This is a genomic window from Brevibacillus sp. IT-7CA2, assembly GCF_949767855.1.
Taxonomy (GTDB): domain Bacteria; phylum Bacillota; class Bacilli; order Brevibacillales; family Brevibacillaceae; genus Brevibacillus.
The window spans coordinates 53,167-76,980 of the sequence record NZ_CATKQT010000054.1; the positions used below are offsets into that span (position 1 = coordinate 53,167).

Sequence of the window (23,814 nt, forward strand, 5' to 3'; positions counted from 1 at the left end):
GCACCCGGCCATTTTGCTGCCTACTTATTGCCAAAGTACTGGGTGTAAATTTCCTGCAGCTTTCCATTTTCTTTTATCTTTTTCAATCCGTCGTTGATTTTTTTCATCGCATCGGTATTGCCCTTTTTTACGATAATTCCGTAAAATTCCTTTTCAAAGGAATCATCTTTAATCAGCTTAAACTTCTTATCTTTGACTTTATTCACGTAGTATGACAAAACGCCATTGTCGCCAATCACTGCATCGACTCGACCATTAAAGAAGTCATCGACGGAGGATGGCATGTCGTCATAGCCTTTCAAGCCTTCGTACGTATCTCCAAACGCTTTTTTGACCACTTCTTCACCCGTAGTCGCAGCTTGAACCCCGATCTTCTTGCCTTTCAAATCTGCCAGCTTCGTCACTGGAGAATCTTCCGCTACCAGAATGAGTTGATTCGCTTCAAAGTATGAGTCCGAAAAATCGTATTTCTCCTTGCGCTTCTCCGTGATCGTGATGGACGAGATCCCAATATCAACCGTCCCTTTGTCCAGTCCATCAAAAAGCGGGTCCCACCCGGTGTTTTTCCACTCGATCTTGAATCCGCCAGCTTCCGCGATCGCGTTCATTACATCGATGTCGTGGCCACTAATCTTGTCAGCCTCAAGCATTTGGAATGGTGGATATGCCGCATCTGTACCGACTACGTACACCTTGTCACCCGAACCGCCACTGCCAGACGTTTGCTGACCACCCGATCCACAGCCTGCGAGGAGTACCCCCACACCGACGACCAACGCGAGCGATTTGAACCAATTTGTTCCGATACGCATTTCGAAATCCCCCTTGTGTCTCTCTATCTGCCCATTTTGTCCCCAGCAATGTCCACATGGAAATTACGGATTTTTTGCGTTCTCCACAGAGTTATCCACATTATCCACATACCCTTGTGCACAAGCTGGGTATAACCATTTTCCTGTATATTCTGCCACTTTAGTACGAAAGTAAGGGGAACGAAATGGGAGAATAAGTAGATCTAGCAGCAAAAAAACAGGATTCATATATACGGGATATAGTTCTATCCTGCATATAAAAATCCTGCTTTTATCTGAAAATAATGAATTATTCTTTTTCCCCCAAAATCACGATCTCTACCCGACGATTCTTCGAACGGTTCTCCGCGTTGGAGTTGTCCACAAGCGGTTTGTATTCCCCCAAGCCTGCCACTGTAAAGCGAGACGCTGGTAAGGAGTGAGCATCCACCATTTCACGCATGACAGAGATCGCGCGCGCCGAGGATAGCTCCCAGTTGGATTGGTAGGTACTGCGAGATATCGGCACATCATCTGTATAGCCCTCGATTCGCACCTTGTGCTCAAAGCGCTTCAAAACCCCTGCTACCGTCCCGACGACTTGCTTCCCTTGGGCTTGTAGGTCTGCCGAACCACTCGTAAACAAAATCGTTTCCGGCAAACGGATACGCAAGCCTTCTTCGGTCTCCTCGTAGTCGAGATTCAGCTCAGCCAAAGCGGAGGATAGCTGGTTGCGTACCGTCTCCATATCGCGCTCACTCGAGTCAGATATGCCCATTGGCGGCTTCGGCACGTTTACGGTGTCTTCAGAGCCTTCTTTTACTTTTTCGCCCTTGAGCTCCTTCTGGCGAGCCTCCAATTGGTAGACCTCTCGCTGCAGCTCCAGCTTTTGCAGGTTGAGCAAGTCGAGACTCTCATGCACCTGCTCCAAGCTCGCTTTTTCCTTTTGGACTTCATCTTTTTGTGCTTGAATGCTCTTCGTCTGCGTCGCCGCGATAATAATCACGATCACGAACAACAGCGTAATCAGGTCACTATAGCTAAGCAGCCAGCTTTTCTCTAGCTCTTTTTCGTCGTATAACCGTTCGTCATGCATAGCGGTCCTGCCTTTCAATCGTGCCCTTCATGCTGCCTGCCTCTTTAATCAGCACCAGCTTTTGGTCACCTGGCAAGAATGAATTCAGCTTTTCAAACAACAAGCGTGGTGTCTCCATGCGCTGGAGACCAATACACCCTTCGACAAAAAGACGTTTTTCAAACATTTCCCGGTCGTACAGATCCATCAGGCGATAGTAACACGGCAACGCGAACAGATTCGCCAAGAGTGCGCCATACAGCGTCGCTACGACCGCTGCGCTCAGACTGTGTCCGGTCAAGGCCATGTCTTCGAGCGACTTCAGTACGCCCGTCATCCCCAGAAGCGTACCAACCAACCCCATCCCCGGCGCCAACAAGCTAATGAGACGGAAGAACCCTGCTGATTGTTGGTAGCGATACTGCTCGCCCTTGAGCTCGTTCTCCAGGATCAAGCGCAGCTCTTCTTCGGGAACACCCTCGATCGCCAGCAAGCATCCGCGTTGGACAAATGAATCGGGTTCTTGTTGCAGCTCCTTTTCGAGCGCGATATAGCCCTGTTCCTTCTGGACGAGCGCGTAGTAGTAGAAGCGCTTGATCGTTTCTTCGACGTTACTTTGTCGGCCGTGGATGAGCAGGCGCCAGATTTTTTTCAAGTCGAGATGCTTGCGTTTGACTGCGTAGGACATGACTACGGAGAGCGCGACTAGCTCAATGGCGGTTACGTTGAGGAGGTCCGATAAGGTTCCGTTTAGGTAGACCGCGTGTATGAAGATGAGGAGGACGGCTCCGATTAAGACGAGAGAGCGGCGTTTTGTGGACACAAGTGATTCACCTTCCTAGTTTTTCAACAAGATGTTCTTCATGTTCTTAAATTATAGCAGATGGTGGAAAAGAGGTGAGAGAATGAAGTCATGGTTATAGTGAAGCTTGTTACAGAAAATGTCGATAATGATAAAGAAAGCAAATCTACCAAAGAGGTGACCATCTGTGAATGCCGTACAATTAAAACAAGCCGTTACCATTAGTTTAACGAAGCAAGTCCAGGCAACTGCACAAGCACAAGCTTCCATGATGTTGGAGGGTCTTGCTAAAACGCAGCAAAATGTTCAAGAGGCTCAGGCTAGTCATCCATCTCTCGTAAAACCGATCTATATGCGTGAATACTTTGTTAAAAGAACACGGCCGGTTCCCCGGCCGTTTTTATTTTTTGCGGTCGAAAAAGGCACCGTAGCCATTTGGACCTACTTCGTTGTACGTATTCATTGCGAGCTTGCTTCGTTGTACGTTGTTAAGTTGCTGCTGGACGCCTTGCTTTCTCCCGTCAATTAGTGGAATAAGGCGTTGGTTAATATTGTAAATCTGTTCTAAGTGTTGCTTTTGAGTTGATGATAGTGATTCACTGTTTAACTCGTATTGCTGAATTTGTGATATCGCATCTTCTCGCTCATCCAATAAAGACAACCATTCATCTGGTTCAGAATCCTTTACACCTACTACTTGTTCTAAGCGTAATGTTGTTTCTAACAGGCTAACTAGAAGAACATCAACTGTTTTTTCCATATCCCCTAATACCCTACCCTTGTCTTTTCGCCAATAGCATGGCTTCTTTCCAAGTGTCACGGAATTGAACAAAAAGTTCTTCTACTTCCAGAAGAATGCTTACGTCTTTACGCATATTAGCCTCGATTGTACGTTGAAGCATATATTTGTAGAGCTTGGAGAATTCCTTGGATATATCATAATCGCTGTTTAAGGTAGACATCAGCTCATAAATGATATTCTGTACTTTCAGAGAGGCCTCATGGGCTTTTATTATGTCTTTTTCCTCTAGAGCTGCCTTTGCCTGTTTAATGAACTTGAGTGCCCCATTGTACAGCATCAGTGTCAAATCAGCAGGGGTAGCGGTTGTTACCTGATTGGACTGGTATGTCTGTGCAGCATTTTGTAACATCTGCATCACTCCTGTTATTTCTGTCCTAACATTTGTGCAAACCAAGAGCCTTGGGATTGAGATTTCGACATTGCTTTTTCCATGGCACTGTATTGTTTCCAGTAACGGTCTTCGATCATTTTAAGACGATCTTCCCAACGATCAATATCATCATCAGTCTGCTTAATTTTCTTGCTTAAATTGCTATCGTCTGCAATTGTTCCTACTGCTCCTGCTTCCTTTGTTATCTTGTCTATGACCTGATTTAATTGATTATACAAACGCTCCGCTACTCCGCTTTCACTATACTTTGTCGAAGCATTACTACTACTACTATAGTTTGTAAACAGTTTCAGTACATCATCGCCATTATTACGGATAGATTCACGAAGCTTGGTTTCATCAATATATAGCTTTCCGTTTTCGAGATAAGCATTTTTACCACTTGGAGCACCACCAATCCCAATCTCAGAAAGTGTATCAAATGCTGGATTAGTACCCGCAACCTGCAATGGTGTGCTGATCGCACGTCGTAGTTCATTCAATCCGCTCGTAAGAATAGGATCCCTCAAGAGAACACCACTTTTTGCCATGTTCTCCATTTTTTCAGCCGTTTTTTCAGGCAGCGCTTCCTTTTCTTCTTCTAATAAAGGCTGATAACCCTTGTATTTTGGTTCAGCTATCTTCTTATTGATTGTCTCAAGAACTGCGTTATACTTGTCGACAAAGTCTTTTACCATATTAAAAACAGCATCTTCATCAGTCTTAGTACTGACTACTACGGGTGCGCCAACATTAGCTTGTTTTAAGGTAAGATCGATGCCATCAAATGAAAAAGAGTTTGTTGCCGATGTATATTCTACGCCATTAATCTTAAATTTTGCAGGAGTTCCAGCGGTACCGGCAGTAGAGGTAGTTGAACCTATGTTTAGGTTATTTGAATTGGAAGTATCTACTTTAAACTGTTTGCCATCCTCTGAAGTCAGTACAAGCTTATTATTAAAATAACTTGCCTTGACTCCGGCATTTGCATTATTGATATTTTGGATAATGCTATCCAAAGAGTCATTCGTTCCTGAAACAGTTATAGGTACACCAACAGTGTCATTTGAATCAATTGTGCCGTCACCGTTCGAATCCTTACTAATTGTGATAGTAAAATTCGATCCACCAATTGGAACTTTGGGATCTGTAGACGCTGGGTTGAACTCAGCTTTTGGAGGTGTACCAGCTTTAGCCAAGCTCTCTACCTCTATAGAATATGAAGATAGACTAGGTTTACCTGCTACCTTAGCAGATGCAATTGTGTCATTCTCGGAGGAAGCAATCTTTTTATTAAAACTCCCTGACATCCGTAGACTTTTCATTGAATTCTGCAAGTCTGCAAGAATCGTATTCATATCTCGATAAGCATCGCGCTTCCATTCAACACTATATTTATTCCGTTGTAGGCGATTGACAGGTTCGCGTTGAGCTTTCATCAAGTCTTTAATTATTTTTTCAGTGTCCATTCCTGAAGCCATACCACTAATTCGTATTCCCATGAATGTAGCCTCCTATCTCTTTTCGTCAACAAGCAATCCGATCATTTCATGCATTTTCGCTACCATATCCATCATTTTTTTTGAAGGGATCTCACGTATCACCTCGTTTGTCTGGTCATTAATAACCTGAACATAATACTCATTGAGATCCTCATGAAGGGTAAACTTAATGTGGGAACTGCTTGATTGCAACCACTTGTTTATGCCTGATATTTCATGTTCTAAATCACGTTTACTCTGCTGCGAATGCTCTATAGGCGCTGGCTTTTCTTGGGACTGATTGTTATTCTGAACTAACTCAGTGTACGGTTTCGCTTTTCCGAAGGTATTTAATGAACCGACTTCCATTGCAATCCTCCTTAAGAAATATTTTCTTAAGATAGTTATCGGTTTTTTTTACTAAAACTTTTAGATTAGACATTCCTCTGTTGATGGGTTAAGTGATTCTACTAATTGCATCGTTCGAACAGCATCTTGAATGGACATACTGCCCTCATATACTGCACTTTGACTCTGTGTTACTACATTGTTAATAAAATACAAGATTTGATTTGCAAAACCAGGTTTAGCATTAACATCTGCTGCTTCAGGAAGTAACCGGTAAGGCTCCTTATTTCTTAGAAAAACATGGGCTTCTTCCAGATTAGAGAACTGTATTTTTCCATCTGGGATGTATATTTCGTAGTTCCAATTTCCAAGGGCATGCCAGTACGCCTGAAATGTAACTGGTATATTTGATTCTGAAACAATAAGAGCAGCATATCGATGATTAAAAGGCTCTACATCCTGTGAATTATGAAACGCATTCACCCTTTTTGGGTCACCACAGAAATAGCGAATCAAGTCAATACAATGGATGCTATTTCCTGTAAATAACATCTCCAGCTTTTCGGGGGAATAATTATTTTCTCGAAGCGATCGATACCTCTCAAATACATCCATGCGCATTCCGAGCAGACCGCCAGCTTCCTCAATGACATTTTTTGCCTGACTAACTATGCTGTAAAATCGACGGTTAAAACCTACCATTATGCTTGTACCGTGCTGCTTGGACAATACCTCTAAAGATTTCGTTTGTTGTGCTGTTAAACCGGGTGGCTTTTCAATCAGTAAAGGAACTTGATATGGGATCAATGCTGAAGTGACATCATAAATTTGGCTAGCAGGTACTGCTATAATCACTCCATCTAATTTCTCATTTTCAAGCATGTCAATAATAGTAGTATACGTCCTTGGTATCTTTAGTTCATGCTTCGCTCTCTCGTTACTTTCTCTGGTACGATTTACGGCCGCACTTACTCGTATATTAGAGTTTTTATTTTCATTTAGCCAATTAATGGCTGTTATATAGAAAGGAGCAATTGTACCAGTTCCAACTATCCCCAGAGATATCATGAGAACCTCCCTTAAGTAAACGAAAACAATTTGTTTGAGTATTCTTGATCAGTAAGAGGAAGCTCAATCATTTTATTCCCCATTTCGTGGGAGTAATGCATTCCAATAACCACCTCTAATGCCTCAACAGCATGTAGCGGATTAGCGGGAATCTCGTCTCTAAGTAAGCTCATTACTAGATCACGACTTAAGGTAATAATATCAAGCTCAAGATTGCATTCCTCCATTAATTGTAATGGAGTTCCATACCTAGTCACTGATAACTCTTGATCTTGCTTTTCTCTCGCTTCAACCGTGTATGATCGCTTTAATTCATTAATAATAATTCGACCGTATTTACCATTTATTATAAGTAACGGGGGAATTCCCAAATCATCAGTCATTTCAAAGAACATGCGTGTTCCTGAACTAAAATGGAAGATCGCATAACCCCCAGGATCTTTAAATTGAGCTCCACGTGGATTTGGTATGTTTTCATCATTTAGGAAGCCGCATACTTGTACCACTTTCTGATCTAATAAAAAGCTCACCAGATCAATAAAATGAGTACCATTGCATCCCAATTGACCGCCGCCCATTGAAAACATCACGCTTTCTACTGGCCCAATAACTTCGCTTCTTAATTTATCCCGTAACGCCACGTAATCTTTGGACCATCTTCTCCCATGATTAACTGCAAGCATCATCCCCTCTGCCTTAGATTTGTTTACCATATCTTTAGCCTGGGATATTGATATTGCAATTGGTTTCTCACAAATGACTTTTTTCACACCGTACTTCATTGCATCTAAAAAAAGAGGATAATGACTTGGCCCATTAGTGGCTATGATTAAGATGTCAACCCGCTCATTTTGCAGCATGTCCAAATGATTAGAATATATGGATACCTCTTGTTTTAGGTGGAAATCTTCAATTTTCTTAACTGCGTCTGCTCTCACATCAGCTACAGCTATTCTAATTTCTTCCATGGTTTGAACAGCATTTACATATCTTTGTCCCATCGGTCCTAGCCCAATAATCCCGATCGTTTTCATCACTTAATTTGCTCCTTAATCATGTCCACAAGTTGAGGTAAAAGCGTATGCTTAATTTTATTTTCCCTCACAAACTTGATATACTCAGTTGTCTTTTTCAAGTCTTGCATCTGAAATGAAAGGTATATAAGATTATAAAGGTTATCTCCATAATATGGGTAATACCCAAAAGATCGAGTAAAATGCTTATAACTTGTATCTATCTCTGTTTCAAAGGCGTTACAACCCGCTATATTCTCATAGAATGCTATGATTATATTGAGTAAAAAAGTGCTGACCAACAAATTACCTCGCTTGTTCAAATGATGGTCATCTGGCAGTAAGTAAACATGCGGATCGCTTGGCTCAATATGTGTTTCCATATCTATAAAAAACACTTGGCTGTGGTTTTCGCCGTTTTTTAAAATATCATTGTACAAAGAAATTTGTGTTAATGTTCCGGGATAACGTTGTTCCATCTTCAAAGAAGTTTTACAGATCCCTATTACAATTAGTTTCGTTTGAGGGCGCAGCTCTACTAATGAGATAATTTTCTTGTAGTATTGCTCAAATTCTTCAATTTCAACTATTTGCTTCCCACCCAGTTCCTCTCTAAACCAACAATCAACAATACCTACTTGCATAACAATGACATCTGGTTGAAAGAAAAAAAGGTGGTCAGTAAATTGTTCGGAAATATTTTTTATAGTAGAGAATCGTTGAGCACGATTGGTGACGGTAAAATTCATTTCAGTAAATTGAGATCGTAATTCTTTCTCTAATAAAAACCCGTAAGTCTCATTAAAATGAACTGCTAATTCTTTATCTTGAATCGGATCAAAATTATTAATTCTATGAGGACGTGGTAGTGCAAGGGAATCGCCAAGAATAAGGATATTCATATGAGTTCACCAGTCTTTTCAGTTTTCTATCCGATAGTTTTACCAGACCGATAAACCACCGTCGATTACAAATTGTTGTCCAGTTACGTAACTTGATGCATCAGATGCCAAGTAAACCACTGCCCCAACGATTTCTTCAGGTCTCCCCATTCTTCCCAACGGTACACGATTTGAATATTTTGTAATAAATGTTTCATTCTGCCCACTTTGAATTCCCCCAGGAATAAGGGTATTAACTCTAATTCCATGAGACGCCCAATAACTGGATAAATACTTTGTCAATCCAACTACAGAGGCTTTTGATGCAGAATAAACAGCTGGAGTGTTTATCTGTTTACCCAAATAATGAGACCCTTCATAAATTCTGTTATCTGGAGCTACGATCCCATAAATTGAAGCAGTTTGAATAATTGAGCCGCCTTTTCCTTGAAGAACCATTTGTTTTCCGATCGATTGCGCTACTAAAAACATACCATCAATGTTCACTGCCATAATTTCTCGCCATTGATCCAATGAGTATTCTTCGAACGGGGCGAAGAAAGCATCCAGATCACTTGATTTACTCGCTGCGTTATTATGGAGAATATGAATTTCGCCAAAAGCCTTAACGGTCTTCTCAACCATCTCTTTAACTGATTCAGTCGAAGAAACATCACATTGAACACCTAAGCATTTAACTCCGTGGACATCGGTAAGCTCATCGGCAAAAGCAATTGCATCATTCTCGTTTAAATCCACAACAACAACATTTGCTCCGAATTCCGCTAAACCTTGGCAAATTCTCTTCCCTAGAATTCCAAGTCCACCTGTTACAACCGCAGTTTTCCCCTGTAAATCAAACAAATTCTTAAACAAATAAGGCTTCATAACTATCCCTCTTTTGGCTCATTAAGAATTCAACAAATTTGAAATCTATCTCCGAATCAATATCAATAGAGCGATCCTCTGGCATTTCATACAGTAATGTATCGTCATTAAATACAGTATGTTTTTCAAAGAAAGCATTGCGGGTCCATACATATATAGAAGCATTCATGTCAAAACATTTTGGAGAGTCCTGCCTTCTCACAATAGGTTTTTCAAGCTTTTTTGATAGGTATACATAACCTTTGGAATTCAATTCCACTAAATTGAAGTAAGGAGATCTTCTTGCGGGAGCTGCGGTAATAAGATTAGATCCTTTCTTCTTTTCAAATAATTCTACTGCCGAATTTAAATCACTAACATCTCGTAACGGAGATGTTGCATCTAAGTCGACAATAATGTCAAAAGATACTCCCAACCTAGCCTCTACTTCTTTTACACAATGCTGAATTGCAGGCAGTTTTGCAGATTCATCAGTGGCCATTTCAATCGGTCGTTCGATTAAGACGTCAGCTCCATATGTTCTTGCAGCTTCTAAAATATCTTTTGAATCACTACTTACAGCCACACAGTCAAATAAACCTGATAATTTCGCTTGTCTGATACTAAATGCTATAAGAGGATGGCCCAGTAAAAGGCGTACATTTTTATTTTTTACTCCTTTTGAACCTCCTCTAGCACAAATTGTACATATTCTTTTCATTTTCTAATCCACCTTTGCTCCAAGTTGGCCTCTTCTACAGCTTTGATCATACCCATTACTTCAATTGCTTCATCAAGACTGCATAAGTCCTGCATATTTCCATTCAAAACTGCAGTATGCTGTTCGATATATGTAAAATCTCTTGGTACTTCGAATGTCTCTTTTTCATCGTTAACTACTATTTCATTATTAATCATGTCTAATTTAATCGTATTATTTTCTGTATTCACTATTACAAATCGTTTTGCAAGCCTATCCATATAATTTATATTGATTGTGACCACGGGACATTTCTTTGTCTGCAATAAGATAGAGAATATATCATCACTATTAATTTCTAAACTACTGAACTGCCCTCCTAAGGCTGTTAACCTCTCCCAACCACCGAGGAGCCAATTTACGTAATCAAGTTCGTGGCTTAAATCTCTTAGAACGCCACCCCCATCTTCCTTCCTGGAAGAGTAGGCGGTCCTATAGTCGATTTGTGGTCTCCATTGAGGAAGATATTGACCAGTATAAACGTGAAACGATAATATTTTTTCGTTCTCTAAATAACTCTTTAGTTTTTTTATTCCTGGGTGAAAACGAAGATTATACCCTACATAAAGATTTTGAAAATCATTAGGGGGAACTTCATTTTCTTGATCAAATAGTGGTTTTTCGACTAAAACAGTCCCCTTGAACCCATTTCTACTTAATTCATGTAATGTTTTATAGTGTTCAGAAGTACGATTAGCAACAATTACATAATCGGGCTCTTCTATTTGTAGTGCTTCCGTGAGTGAAAAATAGTGACAATCCCATTCGATAATACGACTACTCACAACTGCAACTTTACACCCGAGTTTATCAAGTAATCTAGCGTGTCTCATCCCGATAGATCCAAACCCAATGACGATCGCTTTCAACTGAATACCTCCATGTATTCTTTGTTGGCCTTTTCGTAGTCAGTCATACGTCCAATATCTAACCAGTATTCTCGAATAGGGAATGCAATTGTATTTTTCTCTTCCTGCATTAGTTCTTCAAACAGACTTGGCATGTCTAAATACTGATTATGCTTGATGTAGTCAAGAACATTAGGGTTGAGTACATATATCCCTGCATTAACAAAAAAACGTTGCATCGGTTTCTCCTCAATGCTCGTTAATCTTTGTTTTTCGAGCCTAACGACACCATAGGGGATTTGATGATCATACTCTCGCACACACATCGTTGCATAAGCTTGATAAGTCTTGTGAAAATCTAGCAACTGTTCAAAATGCACTTTTGTAAGCAAATCTCCGTTCATAACAATAAATGAATTATTGGGTCGTTCAGGTAACAAGCTTAAAGCTCCAGCAGTACCAAGAGACTCTTGTTCATATAAATATCGTATTGTCACACCCCAACGGTCTCCGTTACCAAAATACCCTTGAATCATCTCCGCTTTATATTTAACTGAGATGTAGAACTTATGAAAGCCTTGGTCAATAAAACTTTGTAAAATTGTTTCAAGTATTGGTTTATTTCCTACTTTTAGTAATGGCTTCGGGCAATCGTATGTTAATGGTTGAAGTCGTGTCCCCAACCCACCTGCCATAAGCACGACCCAATTATCCTTTTGCTTTGGGCGAAGTAACTCATCTAAAATTTCCACATGTATAATTCGACCATCTTCATCCACAATAGGAATCTGGTGAATTTGCTTAATTCTCATTAGAGCCAGTATGTCTTCACGATTATCATAAGGTGATGCAACAGTAGGATAAGGGTTCATAACCGTTGAGATTTCCTCTTGAAGATCTCTGCCTTTTAAAAGGCCTCTCCGAATATCACCATCTGTAACAGTACCTAGCAACCGATCCTTATTGTCTACTACAAGTGCAATTTGCCTAGCGTTTTTATCAATAATTTCTAACGTGTTGATGATAGGAGTTTGAGGTGACACCAAAAGGTCTCTCCAGTTCAACAGTCCTCACACCTTTCTAGCTGCTAGTTGTAACAACCTTAGCAGGAACTCCCGCCACCTTTACTCTGTCTGGAATGTTCTTAGTTACAACAGCACCAGCACCAACCAGGCTCTCTTTTCCTACTAGGATTCTCTGTATCACTACGGAACCCGTTCCCAAATGCGCCCCTTCTTCAACTTCTACCCCTCCGGACAAAATAGCTCCGGGTGCTATATGAACGTGCTTCCCTATCTTACTATCGTGATCTACAGAAGCCCGCGTATTGATTATAGAATTACTTCCGATATAACAATCTGCTTGAATAATAACACCAGCCATTATCTGTACGCCCTCATCAATTACCACACTTGGTGAAATAATAGCGCTTGGATGGATGACGCTAGTAAATTTGTATCCTTTTTCTTTATAAAGATCATACAAATGCTTTCGTCTCGTATTGTCCCCTGTTGATCCTAATCCGTTTACAAGCACAATATTTTCAGTTAAATAATGTTCAATCTCCGAATCATTTCCTAAACATGGAACCCCATAAATGTCCCCGTGATCAATGAAATCTGTATAGCCTATTACTTCTCTAGCCTGTGATAACAATATCTCAATAAGAACTTTGGCGTGTCCTCCACCTCCAAGAACTATTACCCCTCTCATAATTGGATCACTTCATCCGCCTGGTAATCCTTATCTGCCTGTTTCCCGATTATATCCCAGTAGTACATTGGGGAAATTCCAGTCGCTGGACGCTTTGAAGTTAAATTTTGAGGGGTAAAGGTTTCCCCTTTGCGAATACTACATGCTGCGACCAAACTTTTGCGGGCAATATGTTTATTTTTTTGTTCAGATTGCGTCATCTTTTTTGTTTTCGATCCTAGTGCTTCTTCCACTTGACGAATCGAGTCTATCATTTGCTTTAATTCATCTGGTTCGATAGAAGCTTTGTGATCTGGCCCAGGTAAATTTTTGTCCAAAGTAAAATGTTTCTCAATTACTTGCGCTCCGCGAGCAACTGCAGCAATGGGAATAGAAATACCTTCCGTGTGATCGGAATATCCCACAGGGAGGCCAAATGCTGCGAACATAGTATCCATCGCTCTTAAGTTTACGTCGGCCAAGGGAGCAGGGTATTCTGTTGTACAATGTAATAGTGTTACTTTATTTTGGAGAGCCTGCTGGCCCTCAATACTTGTATATGCCTCCTCGAATGCTTGAAATGAAGGAGCCTTGCCCGACTGGACGTATCCAAATGCCAAGACACCAAGTGCTTCTTCTATTTCTCCAAGCAGAGACATTCCCGTGGAAAGAATAACTGGCAGCCCAGATTGCGCTGCTTTTAGTAAGAGAGGTGCATTCGTAATTTCACCAGACGACATTTTAAGTTTATCAACCCTGATGTGCTGTGTAAGTAAATCTACACTGTCTAGATCAAATGGTGTAGACAAAAATTCTATATTTAAATCCTTACAATAGCCCAACAGCTCTTCATGCATCTCCAAAGTCAATTCTAGTTTTTGTACCATTTCCAGTTGAGTCTCTCGCGAATTTGTTGTCTTCTTTTGATAATCGGCTTTTTCGGCATGATTGGTGATAATATTTTTTGCTTTAAATGTCTGAAACTTAACTGCATCAGCTCCAGCTTCGGCAGCTCGAAAAACCAGTTCCTTTGCCATCGATAGGGAACCATTATGATTAACTCCTGCTTCAGCGATAATGTATGTTCTATTACTATTCACAAAGACCTCCCCTTTCACAGGACCTCTTTTAATAGCATAAACGCTTCCGCAGCTTCCACACCTGCTGTTGAACCACGTACGTAAGCCAGAGATCTTATTGTTTGTTCACTCCTTGGAAATGGAAAAGAGCCTACTTCACTTTCGAAAATACGCATAACTTCTAGTTTTCTCTCCAAATGTTTCGAAATATCCACATACACATTAGGTCTAAAACCATTCGTATCGGGATTTAAACCAAATTCAGTTTCGGACAGAGTCTCATATGCTAGTATTCTCTCCACAAAAGAATATCGAAACCATTTTGTACAAGAAATAACTGCATCGAAAACAAATTTGTGATCCGTGTGAACATCTCCAGGATATGGAGCGTAAATTACCTGCGGCTGAACAGAAAGCATCACAGCGCTCATCTTCTCTACTATTTTACTCATACCTATTTCATCGAGTTTGGTAGTTGGAAGATCTAACTTATGAACAGAAGTAAACGAATATTGTCTAGCAGCAATTTCAATCTCTCTCGCTCTTGAAGCAATCCGGTCAGGGGAAAACCCTCCGTCCACACTCATTCCTGTAACAATTAGCCAATGAACTCGATCACCCTGTTCTAAGTGACGATAAATGGTTCCGCCGCAGCCAAGAGTCTCATCATCGGGATGTGGAGCTATAAACAGAACGTCTTTACTCATCAGTATGTAATATCCTTTACTAATAATTTTTCATCAATTTCAATTTCAGCTAAAATATTTGCTATCTTTTGTGAAGAAAATCCATCACCATACGGATTAACACAATTCTTCACTAAATTTTTGTAATCTGTATCATGAATTGCTTTCCTAACAGCCCCCGTGATTGCCTCGACATCATGAGGAACAAATTGAACATTCTCAGCATGCAATCGACCTTTTTGTCTATTTCCGACATTAATGACTGGTAATTTTAACAATGGTGCCTCTAAAATACCTGAGCTTGAATTCCCCAGTAAGCAATCGGCTTGTCTCATAATGTTTATAAATTCTAACCTCGGTATATTTTTTGCCATGTATATAAAAGGAAGATCTTTGTATTCTTGTAATGCATTAATTAGTTGCTGGCTACCTGCATCCGAGTTTGGATAGCTTATAATAGTCTTTATTCCTAGCTTTCTAACGGCTTCCAAAGTTTGCTTCATTTGAAAGTAAGCCTCATCGATTTCTGTAGAAATTACATGTTGAATTAACAAGATAAGCGGTTCTTGGTCTTCAATCTTAAAGCCAAGCCTTTCGGATAGTTCTTCTCTTGAAAGAAGAGGGACCTCTCTTATTCGATCCAACCCTGGATTCCCAGTATTATAGACTCGAAATGATTGTTCACCCATTTTAAGTAAACGGTCAGCACTGTCTTGGTTTGTTACAAAATGCAAATGTGCAAGTTTAGAAACAGCATGTCTAATCTGGTCATCAACGTTACCTACTACGCGATCACCACCAGCAATATGCGCTACAGGAATATTCATATAAGCTCCAACTAGAGCTGTAGTCATCGATTCTTCACGATCTCCCAAGACTAGTAAAAATTCTGGTTCTACTTTTTTTACAGCTTGAATTAGCCCTTGAAGTTGGATAGCTAAACCTTTTACTCGAGCAGATGCCTGATCGCTGTTTAAAAGACTTTCAATTTCGTCTGCAATTTTAAAACCATCCTGTTTTATTTCATTTACTGTTAAGCCGTATGCGTCACTTAAATGTGCACCTGTCACAATAAGTTCTAAATCTAACATGGGGTGAGAATCTATCGCTCTAAATACCGATGACATAATGTCATATTCCGATCGAATACCGGTAACTCCTAAAACTTTACGTTTATTCATAAGGTTATCCCTCTTTTTGAAGGCAATATGTTTGTACAAATTGAAAACCGAGTACCTCTGCAAACTTTTTATCTACTTCCCTATCGCCAAAAAAAACAACTTGCTTTGGATTGAAAACCTCTTCTAAAATCTTAATGTTTTTTGTGATTAGAGGCGAAGGTTTACTGTATTCACTTCCATACAATCCTGTAAATCCAACATTTTGTTCCTCAAACCACGAAGACAGTCCTAAGGAATGAAATTTTGCCTTTTGTAATTGAACTCCGCCGTCTGTAATTAAAAACAAGCCATATTTATTCTGAACATAGTTCAAGAAAAATGAAACTCTATCAGATAGAGTAAGCATGGGCGTGTGTTTTCTAAAAATCCTTAGACACTCATTAATAGTTGTTTCTCGTTCACTCTCTACAACATTATGCCGTATTAGTATTTCGTCAAATATTTTATTATATGAACTACCTTTTTCCATCCATCGTAGCAGTAATTGATTATATATTTCTTGTTCTGTAGATTTAGTTGATAGTGCAATCCTTTTAGCTATAGGTCTGTAAACTTGAATAATAAAATTGAATTCATCATACAGTGTTCCATCCATATCAAACCCTACGAATTCCACAATATCCCAATCAACATTTGGGAACAAAGACTTCAGCATAATACCTCTTCATCATTAATCCATATTTTATAGGTTTAGTACTTATCGGCTTTCCTTCAATAAAGTGATCGATTATCAAATTTATCCAATTCTCAGTTGCGGCAAAGCCCAGCGCCATCCCGCCTGCAATTCTTGGATTAATTTCAATGAATTTTATTTCTCCGTTCTCTTGTACGAAACACTGCATATTCACTGGTCCAACAAAAGGAATAGCTCGACATATTTTCCGTACCCATTCTTCTATATCAGGGCGATTTGCTACTATTCCTGCAGTAGATTTCCCTTGCGTTACCCCTTCTCTTAAGCGTGGAACAATGTAGACTGGATCGGTATTACGATTGCAAAAAACATCAACGGTATACTCTGTCCCTTCAACAAGCTCCTGGGAAATCATCCCTTCCATGTTAATAGCCGTATTCTCTATTCGTACTCCAACTGCACCCCTTCCATTTCTCGGTTTAACCAAGGGGAATTCTTGCTCGAGGCTAGTGCTTGGTGTAGGAATACCTGCATTTATAAAAAACTGGTAAGTAAGCCACTTATCCTGAAATGTTTTTATCGTTTCTTCCCCGGATAAGATTACATGAATCCCCTCTTCAAGTAATTCTTTCCGTCTCTTAGCCCATCCAATTAGTGTTTCATCTAACGATGGAATGACTATATTAATATCGTGCTTATTAAGTAATTCAATTGTTTGTTCCCAGAGATCAGGCGCATTCTTCGAGGGCATCTGAATAAACTGTGATGTGAGATAGCGACCAACACAATCAGGGTCGATATCAGATGCAACTGCAATGTGACCAGCTTCTTGGATTGCTTTAATGAGATAGGCAGCTGACATACTTCCAGACGCTTCGGTCAATATCTTTAACATAACAAGTCCCACCCTATCAATCATCTATTCACTATAAAACTATATAAGAAATATTGGGTTCAAATGAAAAACGATTGATTTCATACTTTCGTAAGTCAAGCATTTCTAGCAGAGCTTGTGTTTCTCCCGGCCACCATGGGTTGTTAATTTCGTCAAAAGCTAAAATTGCGCCCTTTGGCATACGTGAGAGCAACTGTTCCAACGCTACTTTAGTAGGCTCATATAAATCAAAATCTAAAAATAACAAGCTGACTAGTAAGTGGGGATTATCTTTCACATATTGTGGAATTGTAACGGTTGCATCACCTCTTACCAACTCAACTTTTTGAAACTGGTTTAGAAATCGATTCTGATCAAATTCGTTGATAACATCTGTTAACTCTTCAAAAACATCATAACCCGTATCCAGTCCTCCGAGACGCATTTCGCCGTTCTCGCTACTTACACTTCCTTGGTCATTCTCATGAATGGAAGGAAAACCGTTGAATGTATCGAACCCTATAATTCTTCGATCAAATGCATACGGTTCTAAACCAGCAGATAACTTTGCCCACGCCATCAATCCACCACCATGATGAACACCGCACTCTATAATATTTCCCTTTATATTTAATTGCATTTTAAATAGTTCATATCTAGCTAAGAATCTGGTCATAATTTGTCGACGAATATATTTCTCGAAATTATCTAGTTTTTTTTCAGTTGTTCCGTATCCCTTTTCAAAAGTTCTCGACACTAGTGGCTCCTCCATTTCACGATAGCAACTCAACACTGCTTGGAATGTTAATTAAGCGTCTCTCAATCATCATTGAAGTCTCTATAGGCATACTAGGACACTGTTTAAACATGTCCAGCTTATGTAGTAAAGTCCAGGTTGGTCTCGTCATAATTCCTTGAGTGTTCGTTTTCTCCAAAATCTTATCACGAACACTTGCATACTCATCATCAAGTAGTATCGCATTGAGCCAAAAGTTACTTGAAACATAATCCTGTTCCCAGAAGAATGTTACTCCTTCGATTTGTTTAAAGGCATTCTGATATATCTCAGCAACTTTTCTTTTCTTGGTTAAGAAATTTGGTAGTTGCTCTAATTGAGCACACCCTAAGGCAGCATTAATATTTGGCATTCGATAATTATAACCAATTTGATCATGCTCAAAGGCCCATTTATGGGGTATCTTAGCAGTAGTGGTAATATGCTTTGCTAGATTCCCTAAAGGCTCATCATTTGTCAAAATCGCACCACCACCACCAGTAGTAACGATTTTATTCCCATTAAAACTAAGTGCTGATACTTTTCCCAAATTACCCGTATGTCTTCCTTTGTAAAATGACCCCAAAGATTCGGCAGCATCTTCTACTAGTTCCAACCGAAAACGTTCACACACATTCACAAGCTCATCTAATTCAACGGGATGTCCAAATGTATGCATGGGAACAACTGCTTTGATTCTTCTCCCCGAAACTCGGTTATAACAAATGCCCTCTCTTACAACCGCAATCTCTTCCAAATAACTCTCTAGCTTATATGGATCAATTCCCAGTGTTTTTTCAGAACTGTCCACAAAATGAGGAATAGCACCACAGTATGCAACTGCATTCGCTGTTGCGATAAAGGTTAGGGTAGGAATTAAAACCTCATCACCCGACTCGATCCCAACTAATTTTAAGCAAATATGCAAAGCAGCCGTGCCATTCACAACGGCCACAGCTCGCTTTACTCCGGTATATTCTTGGAGCATTTGTTCAAACTGGTCTACGTATTTTCCTACCGAGGAGACCCAACCTGTATCAATACACTCTTTTACATACTCCCATTCCTTTCCTTGAAAACAAGGTTCGTGAAGGGCAATATAATCTTTTTCGTTAGGAACTATATCATTCAAGGTGGATACTACCGATTCAACTATTTTTGTCTTCATCATAAGTTGTAGATACCTGCCTTGTAGTGAGTCAAGTTCGAGGGATTAGTAAACCAATCTATTGTTTCCGCAAGCCCGCGCTTCAGCCCCTCAATTCCGGGATAAGCCGGTTCCCAACCAACTAATTCTCTTGCTTTGGTGTTATCTGCCCACAAACGCTCAACTTCACTTTTCTCTGGACGAATTCTTTGGTCATCTGTCTGAATATCAATTTGTTGACCCAGCAACTCTGTAATAATTTCCACTGTTTCACCAATGGATACTTCATAGTTGCTACCAATGTTAATTACTTCACCTATTGAACTATTAGATTGTGCGACAGCCAAAAAACCTCTTACCGTATCTTTAACATAATTAAAATCCCGAGTCGGATGAAGAGACCCTAGTCGAATTGTGCGAAGACCACTCGCAATTTGTGTAATGATGGAAGGAATAACAGCACGAGCAGACTGTCGAGGTCCATATGTGTTAAACGGTCGAATAATAGAAACCGGCAGACCAAATGAACTGTGAAATGAGAGTGCCATATGATCAGCGCCAATCTTACTTGCTGAGTAAGGGGATTGCCCTTGGAGCGGATGATCCTCTGTAATTGGAACGAAACGTGCAGTACCATAAACTTCACTTGTAGAGGTATGTACTACTTTTTCCACGTTTAACATTCGAGCTGCTTGGAGAATATTTAAAGTTCCTTTTATATTTGTATCGACATAGGTTTCAGGTGAATGATACGAATAAGGGATGGCAATAAGGGCTGCTAAGTGGAGAACTACATCGCAACCCTTCATTGCATTCATTACACCATATGGATCACGAATATCACCTGAGAAAACATCTAAACTACTTTGGATGTCTTTTGGAGAGTGATCCAGCCATCCCCATGAATTAAATGAGTTATAATAGACAAAAGCCTTTACATCATTTCCTTGTCTTATTAACTCTTCAGTTAAGTGAGAACCGATAAAGCCATCCGCTCCGGTGACGAGAATTTTCTTGCCTCTTAGCTCCATGCTGCTTCCCCTCTCTTTTATACTAAAATTGCTTCCCCTGTAACTTCTTCATGAATCTTTTCTAGCAACCTTTTTATGAGTGCTGTATCTGCTTGGCAAGAAATTAGATAATTCCCAAATTGATCAACGACTCTTCTTGATTTTGATTTTGCATCTGGATTAGAACGAATTTCATCAAACATTTTTAAAATTAACTGGAATTCAAGATGATTCATTGGTTGAATAATGCGCAGGTTTAATTTGTTTGCTTGTAGACGATCAAACATTTTATCGAATTTGTTAAGGCATACTTCTAACTGTTTATCATTTCTAGTGGTGATAAAACTGTTCATGTCTTCAAGTAACTCAGCGAATCTGCGAATAATCTTGATTAGCTCATCTTGAGAAACTATTAACTCCTTGATCACTTGTTTAAAATGCGAAATATCATAATTACAATTATCATTCTCTACAATCGAATTTAACCAGTTTGAATTCACTACATTACGCGAAGTTAGATGTGTAGTAATTAACTCCTCCAGCGGAAGAAAAACAGTGCCTTCAATTTGAGCACCGCCTTTGGTTGTATTGATGATATCAGTTCTAGCTATTTTTTGAATAAGTTCTTCTAGCTCCTCACGCATTGACACATGGCCGCGTCCACTTAAGGTAGTGTTTCCATATACATCTTTTACTTCAACTGCATATTCCCTACGCTCTTGCCCCAATTCAGTACCTGTGTACTCAATACCTTGTGCATAAATCTGATCTCCACGGTACGCAAGGTTTTGGCCAACAAAAATGATTGGTGCGAAACCCATGTAGTCAAGAATTTGCAATGTCAACGTTGCAATACTTCCAAATCTGTCGATGTACTGAAATGATTCATCGTCTGTTTTTTTCAAGAATAAATCCATAATATAATCATCACGAACCAAGAAATTTGCCTTTTCTCCGCAATAATTCTGTACAGTTTCAAATCCCATTGTACTTCCGAAAATCAAAGGGACGCTGTCAATCTTCCCCTCGATAACCTTTTGAAATACTTTTGAGTTCATAGCACTTCCATCATAAGCAAAAGCCGCATCTGGGAGAATATCAGCGTTCAGCAACTGATTTATTGAAGAACCAACGGAAAAGATATACCCTAAGCCGTTTTCCTTGATGTGACGCAAGTTTTCAAATTCATCATTCAAAGAAGGTCCAGCTCCTACTATTATGGCTGGTTTTCCCTTGAATTGATCTTTATGGGCTTCTAGAATATTTGGTGTCTTTATTATGGTCGGTAAATTGAAAAATCCGTTAATCGCCATTCTCTTCGCGAAAACCTTACCTGTAAGAAGGCGATCTCTTGTCTCATATACAACATCCCGAAATGTTTTGATAAACTGTTCCGTCTGTTCAAGAAGAATTCTTTTGTAACTAGGGAGGATCACCAAATATAACTCATCTTCTAGAAAATTAGTAAGTTCCATCAGATTCTTCTTACAATCTTCAGGGTTTTCCTCGACCATTACGTGTTTCAGCTTTTTCGTTGGAGACCAGTCATCTATTTTTTTACGCCCCATTAATTGATGGAAGACAGCCATATTAGGCTCGTATAAGGAAAAAGAATTGTTAGGTTTCCTCTTGATAAACTCATCGATATGATACCCTAACCCTACTCCAAAAAATAACACATGCCTATCGCCGATGTCCTCTAGTGTTTCAATAAAACGTTCTGCTTCCTGCATAGGGTTATATTTACTATGGATATAGTTCCATCCAGACTCTAAACATACAGCTAACGTGAGATCCTGTGATTTAGTTTCCTCAAGTCTAACATGATCCATTAATTGAGGATTGCGATCTCTGAGCTTCTCCCAAATGTCAGGGTAATGTTTTTTTAAAGAGGTAATGTTATCAGTTAGTACCATTGCCGTCCACCTCGTGAATGCAAATATCCTCTAGTTGTTTTTCAATCATTTTATAACGGGGGATGATTTCATACTCAACTACATCACCAATCATGTATGTATCTTGTTGATTAACCGCAGTATTTATCGTTTCTAATTCATTGCTAAAAGTAAAGATATCATTATACATTGGGTAATATTGCACTGTATTCTGAATCCAGAGCAGCCCTTCCACCAAGTGCCCTAACTCTTCCCAGGTGTCAGTAGATAACATCTCTGCATGAAACCTTTCAGCCAACTGCGGAAGGTGTATAAGTGATCGCTTCACGTATTCCTGAATAGATATTAAAGTATCTTTGGATAACTGTTCTTCTGTCAAAAGAATGGGTTCGATCATTTCAATACTTTCAATATCCCCTTCTATTTCCTCCTCAAAGTCTGAATGAATCTCTCTTCCATCTATTCGCATTCCGCAAAAGATCATATTTTTTTCTGCCATAATAGCTTTAATAATAGAAAATATGTATTCTACAACATTATCTTGGGTTTTATCCACATGGTATTCTTGCCCCAGTGCTAGTATCTTCATGTTCTTCATCCCTTTCACTGTTCTTTTTAGTATATCGGTTCCTTTTTAACATTCAATTATATGATATACATGGAAAAAATAAAAAAGCATGGGCTTCTGGATAGAAACCCATGCTTTTTTTGTGAAAAGGTGTATTAACGGAGCAATTGCAGTACACCTTGTGGCAATTGGTTTGCTTGTGCAAGCATTGCTTGAGAAGCTTGAGTAAGAATGTTGTTTTTCGTGAAAGCCATTTGCTCTTTCGCCATATCTACATCGCGGATACGGGATTCAGCAGCAGTCAGGTTTTCAGCAGTGATGTTCAGGTTGTTGATTGTGTTTTCCAAACGGTTTTGGTTAGCACCCAAGTAGGAGCGAGCTGCAGATACTTTGTTAATTACTGCATCAATGCTCTTCAGCAGGCTTTTCGCAGCACTTTGTGTATTGATTTTCCAGTTACCAACTTGAGTTGCAACACTGGACAGGTTAAATTTGGAAGTATCCAAAGTCAGAACTTGAGCAGCATCTTGACCGATTTGCAGATCGATATCTTTATTAGAGTTACCATCCAACAAGCTGATACCATTGAACTTAGTGTTAGTCTTAATGTTGGTTACCTCATTAGACAGTTCAGTCAACTCTTCTTGCAGACGGTTACGGTCTGCTGCAGAGTCGTAGGTACCGTTAGCAGATTGAGTAGCCAGTTCTTTTACACGAACCAAAATATTGTTTACAGTTTGCAATGCACCCTCAGCAGTTTGTACGAGGGAGATACCATCCTGGGAGTTGCGGGAAGCTTGCTCCATACCACGGATTTGTGCACGCATACGCTCGGAAATGGAGAGACCAGCAGCATCGTCAGCCGCACGATTGATGCGGTAGCCGGAAGACAGTTTCTCAACGTTTTTCGACAGGTTGCCAGTGTTTGCACCCAGTTGACGGTGTGTATTCATTGCGGAAATATTGTGATTGATAATCATGAGTATTTTCCTCCTTGATTTTTGCCCGTCACGTCCATGTGACTAGGAATTTTTAGGACTATTTACAATCGCGCGCTTGTAACTTTGTCCCTACATTATCTTATATCGGTAAAACCTTGAGCATCTTTAACTAATTTAGAAAGTTTTTTTAAAAATTTTTTCTAAGTTTATATATTGATGCAATGTT

26 protein-coding genes are annotated in these 23,814 nt (G+C 39.7%); all 26 read right to left on the minus strand.

Going from position 1 to position 23,814, the window contains the following annotated elements; translation table 11 throughout:
* Positions 1 to 20: 20 nt before the first annotated feature.
* Entirely contained in the window at positions 21 to 812 is a 792-nt protein-coding gene (locus ACM6JA_RS29100) for a basic amino acid ABC transporter substrate-binding protein (protein WP_007718196.1), read from the minus strand.
* Positions 813 to 1,101: 289 nt separating this feature from the next.
* A complete protein-coding gene (locus ACM6JA_RS29105; protein WP_414855204.1) occupies positions 1,102 to 1,887 on the minus strand; it encodes an OmpA family protein in 786 nt (261 codons plus the stop codon).
* Positions 1,880 to 2,689: a motility protein A gene (locus ACM6JA_RS29110; RefSeq protein ID WP_007718192.1), complete on the minus strand. Its 810-nt coding sequence runs from the start codon at positions 2,687 to 2,689 to the stop codon at positions 1,880 to 1,882. The genes ACM6JA_RS29105 and ACM6JA_RS29110 overlap by 8 nt, the downstream gene beginning before the upstream one ends.
* A gap of 379 nt (positions 2,690 to 3,068) precedes the next feature.
* Entirely contained in the window at positions 3,069 to 3,428 is a 360-nt protein-coding gene (locus tag ACM6JA_RS29115; RefSeq protein WP_414855205.1) for a flagellar protein FliT, read from the minus strand.
* A 13-nt stretch (positions 3,429 to 3,441) separates the two neighbouring features.
* Positions 3,442 to 3,819, minus strand: a complete 378-nt coding sequence (gene fliS / locus ACM6JA_RS29120; protein WP_414855207.1) for a flagellar export chaperone FliS — start codon at positions 3,817 to 3,819, stop codon at positions 3,442 to 3,444.
* A gap of 14 nt (positions 3,820 to 3,833) precedes the next feature.
* Positions 3,834 to 5,342 carry a flagellar filament capping protein FliD gene (gene fliD / locus ACM6JA_RS29125; protein WP_414855208.1) on the minus strand — a complete coding sequence of 503 codons (1,509 nt, stop codon included), beginning with the start codon at positions 5,340 to 5,342 and terminating at the stop codon, positions 3,834 to 3,836.
* Positions 5,343 to 5,354: 12 nt separating this feature from the next.
* Complete coding sequence (gene flaG / locus ACM6JA_RS29130) at positions 5,355 to 5,690, minus strand: flagellar protein FlaG (protein ID WP_414855209.1); 336 nt, start codon at positions 5,688 to 5,690, stop codon at positions 5,355 to 5,357.
* Between the two features lie 60 nt (positions 5,691 to 5,750).
* On the minus strand, positions 5,751 to 6,737 hold the full coding sequence (locus ACM6JA_RS29135; RefSeq protein WP_414855210.1) for a Gfo/Idh/MocA family protein: 987 nt from the start codon (positions 6,735 to 6,737) through the stop codon (positions 5,751 to 5,753).
* An 11-nt stretch (positions 6,738 to 6,748) separates the two neighbouring features.
* Positions 6,749 to 7,771, minus strand: a complete 1,023-nt coding sequence (locus tag ACM6JA_RS29140) for a Gfo/Idh/MocA family protein (RefSeq protein ID WP_414855345.1) — start codon at positions 7,769 to 7,771, stop codon at positions 6,749 to 6,751.
* Positions 7,771 to 8,652 carry an SGNH/GDSL hydrolase family protein gene (locus tag ACM6JA_RS29145; protein WP_414855211.1) on the minus strand — a complete coding sequence of 294 codons (882 nt, stop codon included), beginning with the start codon at positions 8,650 to 8,652 and terminating at the stop codon, positions 7,771 to 7,773. Before ACM6JA_RS29145 ends, ACM6JA_RS29140 begins: the two co-directional genes overlap by 1 nt.
* 39 nt (positions 8,653 to 8,691) lie before the next feature.
* A complete protein-coding gene (locus tag ACM6JA_RS29150; RefSeq protein WP_414855212.1) occupies positions 8,692 to 9,519 on the minus strand; it encodes an SDR family oxidoreductase in 828 nt (275 codons plus the stop codon).
* Entirely contained in the window at positions 9,500 to 10,219 is a 720-nt protein-coding gene (locus ACM6JA_RS29155) for a cytidylyltransferase domain-containing protein (protein ID WP_414855213.1), read from the minus strand. Before ACM6JA_RS29155 ends, ACM6JA_RS29150 begins: the two co-directional genes overlap by 20 nt.
* On the minus strand, positions 10,216 to 11,127 hold the full coding sequence (locus ACM6JA_RS29160) for a Gfo/Idh/MocA family protein (protein WP_414855214.1): 912 nt from the start codon (positions 11,125 to 11,127) through the stop codon (positions 10,216 to 10,218). Before ACM6JA_RS29160 ends, ACM6JA_RS29155 begins: the two co-directional genes overlap by 4 nt.
* A complete protein-coding gene (locus ACM6JA_RS29165; protein ID WP_414855346.1) occupies positions 11,124 to 12,173 on the minus strand; it encodes a nucleotidyltransferase family protein in 1,050 nt (349 codons plus the stop codon). Before ACM6JA_RS29165 ends, ACM6JA_RS29160 begins: the two co-directional genes overlap by 4 nt.
* 13 nt (positions 12,174 to 12,186) lie before the next feature.
* Entirely contained in the window at positions 12,187 to 12,819 is a 633-nt protein-coding gene (locus ACM6JA_RS29170; RefSeq protein ID WP_414855215.1) for an acetyltransferase, read from the minus strand.
* On the minus strand, positions 12,816 to 13,898 hold the full coding sequence (gene neuB, locus ACM6JA_RS29175) for an N-acetylneuraminate synthase (protein ID WP_414855216.1): 1,083 nt from the start codon (positions 13,896 to 13,898) through the stop codon (positions 12,816 to 12,818). The genes ACM6JA_RS29170 and neuB overlap by 4 nt, the downstream gene beginning before the upstream one ends.
* Before the next feature lie 14 nt (positions 13,899 to 13,912).
* Positions 13,913 to 14,584 carry a PIG-L deacetylase family protein gene (locus tag ACM6JA_RS29180; protein WP_414855217.1) on the minus strand — a complete coding sequence of 224 codons (672 nt, stop codon included), beginning with the start codon at positions 14,582 to 14,584 and terminating at the stop codon, positions 13,913 to 13,915.
* Positions 14,584 to 15,744 (minus strand): UDP-N-acetylglucosamine 2-epimerase, encoded by a 1,161-nt coding sequence (gene neuC, locus ACM6JA_RS29185; RefSeq protein WP_414855218.1) that lies wholly within the window; start codon positions 15,742 to 15,744, stop codon positions 14,584 to 14,586. The genes ACM6JA_RS29180 and neuC overlap by 1 nt, the downstream gene beginning before the upstream one ends.
* A gap of 4 nt (positions 15,745 to 15,748) precedes the next feature.
* Positions 15,749 to 16,399: an HAD family hydrolase gene (locus ACM6JA_RS29190; RefSeq protein WP_414855219.1), complete on the minus strand. Its 651-nt coding sequence runs from the start codon at positions 16,397 to 16,399 to the stop codon at positions 15,749 to 15,751.
* A complete protein-coding gene (locus ACM6JA_RS29195) occupies positions 16,371 to 17,273 on the minus strand; it encodes an ATP-grasp domain-containing protein (protein WP_414855220.1) in 903 nt (300 codons plus the stop codon). The genes ACM6JA_RS29190 and ACM6JA_RS29195 overlap by 29 nt, the downstream gene beginning before the upstream one ends.
* Before the next feature lie 31 nt (positions 17,274 to 17,304).
* Entirely contained in the window at positions 17,305 to 18,009 is a 705-nt protein-coding gene (locus tag ACM6JA_RS29200; protein WP_414855221.1) for a TylF/MycF/NovP-related O-methyltransferase, read from the minus strand.
* 16 nt (positions 18,010 to 18,025) lie between these two features.
* Entirely contained in the window at positions 18,026 to 19,198 is a 1,173-nt protein-coding gene (locus ACM6JA_RS29205; RefSeq protein ID WP_414855222.1) for a LegC family aminotransferase, read from the minus strand.
* Positions 19,195 to 20,205 (minus strand): NAD-dependent 4,6-dehydratase LegB, encoded by a 1,011-nt coding sequence (locus ACM6JA_RS29210; protein WP_414855223.1) that lies wholly within the window; start codon positions 20,203 to 20,205, stop codon positions 19,195 to 19,197. The genes ACM6JA_RS29205 and ACM6JA_RS29210 overlap by 4 nt, the downstream gene beginning before the upstream one ends.
* A 17-nt stretch (positions 20,206 to 20,222) precedes the next feature.
* Positions 20,223 to 22,100 (minus strand): 6-hydroxymethylpterin diphosphokinase MptE-like protein, encoded by a 1,878-nt coding sequence (locus tag ACM6JA_RS29215; protein WP_414855224.1) that lies wholly within the window; start codon positions 22,098 to 22,100, stop codon positions 20,223 to 20,225.
* A complete protein-coding gene (locus ACM6JA_RS29220; RefSeq protein WP_414855225.1) occupies positions 22,087 to 22,668 on the minus strand; it encodes a hypothetical protein in 582 nt (193 codons plus the stop codon). The genes ACM6JA_RS29215 and ACM6JA_RS29220 overlap by 14 nt, the downstream gene beginning before the upstream one ends.
* A 134-nt stretch (positions 22,669 to 22,802) precedes the next feature.
* Entirely contained in the window at positions 22,803 to 23,627 is an 825-nt protein-coding gene (locus ACM6JA_RS29225; RefSeq protein ID WP_414855226.1) for a flagellin, read from the minus strand.
* Positions 23,628 to 23,814 lie beyond the last annotated feature (187 nt).

Coding starts and splice junctions, on each gene's coding strand:
- ACM6JA_RS29100 (WP_007718196.1), bottom strand. CDS start 812: ATGCGTATCGGAACAAATTGGTTCAAATCGCTCGCGTTGGTCGTCGGT.
- ACM6JA_RS29105 (WP_414855204.1), bottom strand. CDS start 1,887: ATGCATGACGAACGGTTATACGACGAAAAAGAGCTAGAGAAAAGCTGG.
- ACM6JA_RS29115 (WP_414855205.1), bottom strand. CDS start 3,428: ATGGAAAAAACAGTTGATGTTCTTCTAGTTAGCCTGTTAGAAACAACA.
- fliS (WP_414855207.1), bottom strand. CDS start 3,819: ATGTTACAAAATGCTGCACAGACATACCAGTCCAATCAGGTAACAACC.
- fliD (WP_414855208.1), bottom strand. CDS start 5,342: ATGGGAATACGAATTAGTGGTATGGCTTCAGGAATGGACACTGAAAAA.
- flaG (WP_414855209.1), bottom strand. CDS start 5,690: ATGGAAGTCGGTTCATTAAATACCTTCGGAAAAGCGAAACCGTACACT.
- ACM6JA_RS29135 (WP_414855210.1), bottom strand. CDS start 6,737: ATGATATCTCTGGGGATAGTTGGAACTGGTACAATTGCTCCTTTCTAT.
- ACM6JA_RS29140 (WP_414855345.1), bottom strand. CDS start 7,771: ATGAAAACGATCGGGATTATTGGGCTAGGACCGATGGGACAAAGATAT.
- ACM6JA_RS29145 (WP_414855211.1), bottom strand. CDS start 8,652: ATGAATATCCTTATTCTTGGCGATTCCCTTGCACTACCACGTCCTCAT.
- ACM6JA_RS29150 (WP_414855212.1), bottom strand. CDS start 9,519: ATGAAGCCTTATTTGTTTAAGAATTTGTTTGATTTACAGGGGAAAACT.
- ACM6JA_RS29155 (WP_414855213.1), bottom strand. CDS start 10,219: ATGAAAAGAATATGTACAATTTGTGCTAGAGGAGGTTCAAAAGGAGTA.
- ACM6JA_RS29170 (WP_414855215.1), bottom strand. CDS start 12,819: ATGAGAGGGGTAATAGTTCTTGGAGGTGGAGGACACGCCAAAGTTCTT.
- ACM6JA_RS29180 (WP_414855217.1), bottom strand. CDS start 14,584: ATGAGTAAAGACGTTCTGTTTATAGCTCCACATCCCGATGATGAGACT.
- neuC (WP_414855218.1), bottom strand. CDS start 15,744: ATGAATAAACGTAAAGTTTTAGGAGTTACCGGTATTCGATCGGAATAT.
- ACM6JA_RS29190 (WP_414855219.1), bottom strand. CDS start 16,399: ATGCTGAAGTCTTTGTTCCCAAATGTTGATTGGGATATTGTGGAATTC.
- ACM6JA_RS29195 (WP_414855220.1), bottom strand. CDS start 17,273: ATGTTAAAGATATTGACCGAAGCGTCTGGAAGTATGTCAGCTGCCTAT.
- ACM6JA_RS29205 (WP_414855222.1), bottom strand. CDS start 19,198: ATGATGAAGACAAAAATAGTTGAATCGGTAGTATCCACCTTGAATGAT.
- ACM6JA_RS29210 (WP_414855223.1), bottom strand. CDS start 20,205: ATGGAGCTAAGAGGCAAGAAAATTCTCGTCACCGGAGCGGATGGCTTT.
- ACM6JA_RS29215 (WP_414855224.1), bottom strand. CDS start 22,100: ATGGTACTAACTGATAACATTACCTCTTTAAAAAAACATTACCCTGAC.
- ACM6JA_RS29220 (WP_414855225.1), bottom strand. CDS start 22,668: ATGAAGATACTAGCACTGGGGCAAGAATACCATGTGGATAAAACCCAA.
- ACM6JA_RS29225 (WP_414855226.1), bottom strand. CDS start 23,627: ATGATTATCAATCACAATATTTCCGCAATGAATACACACCGTCAACTG.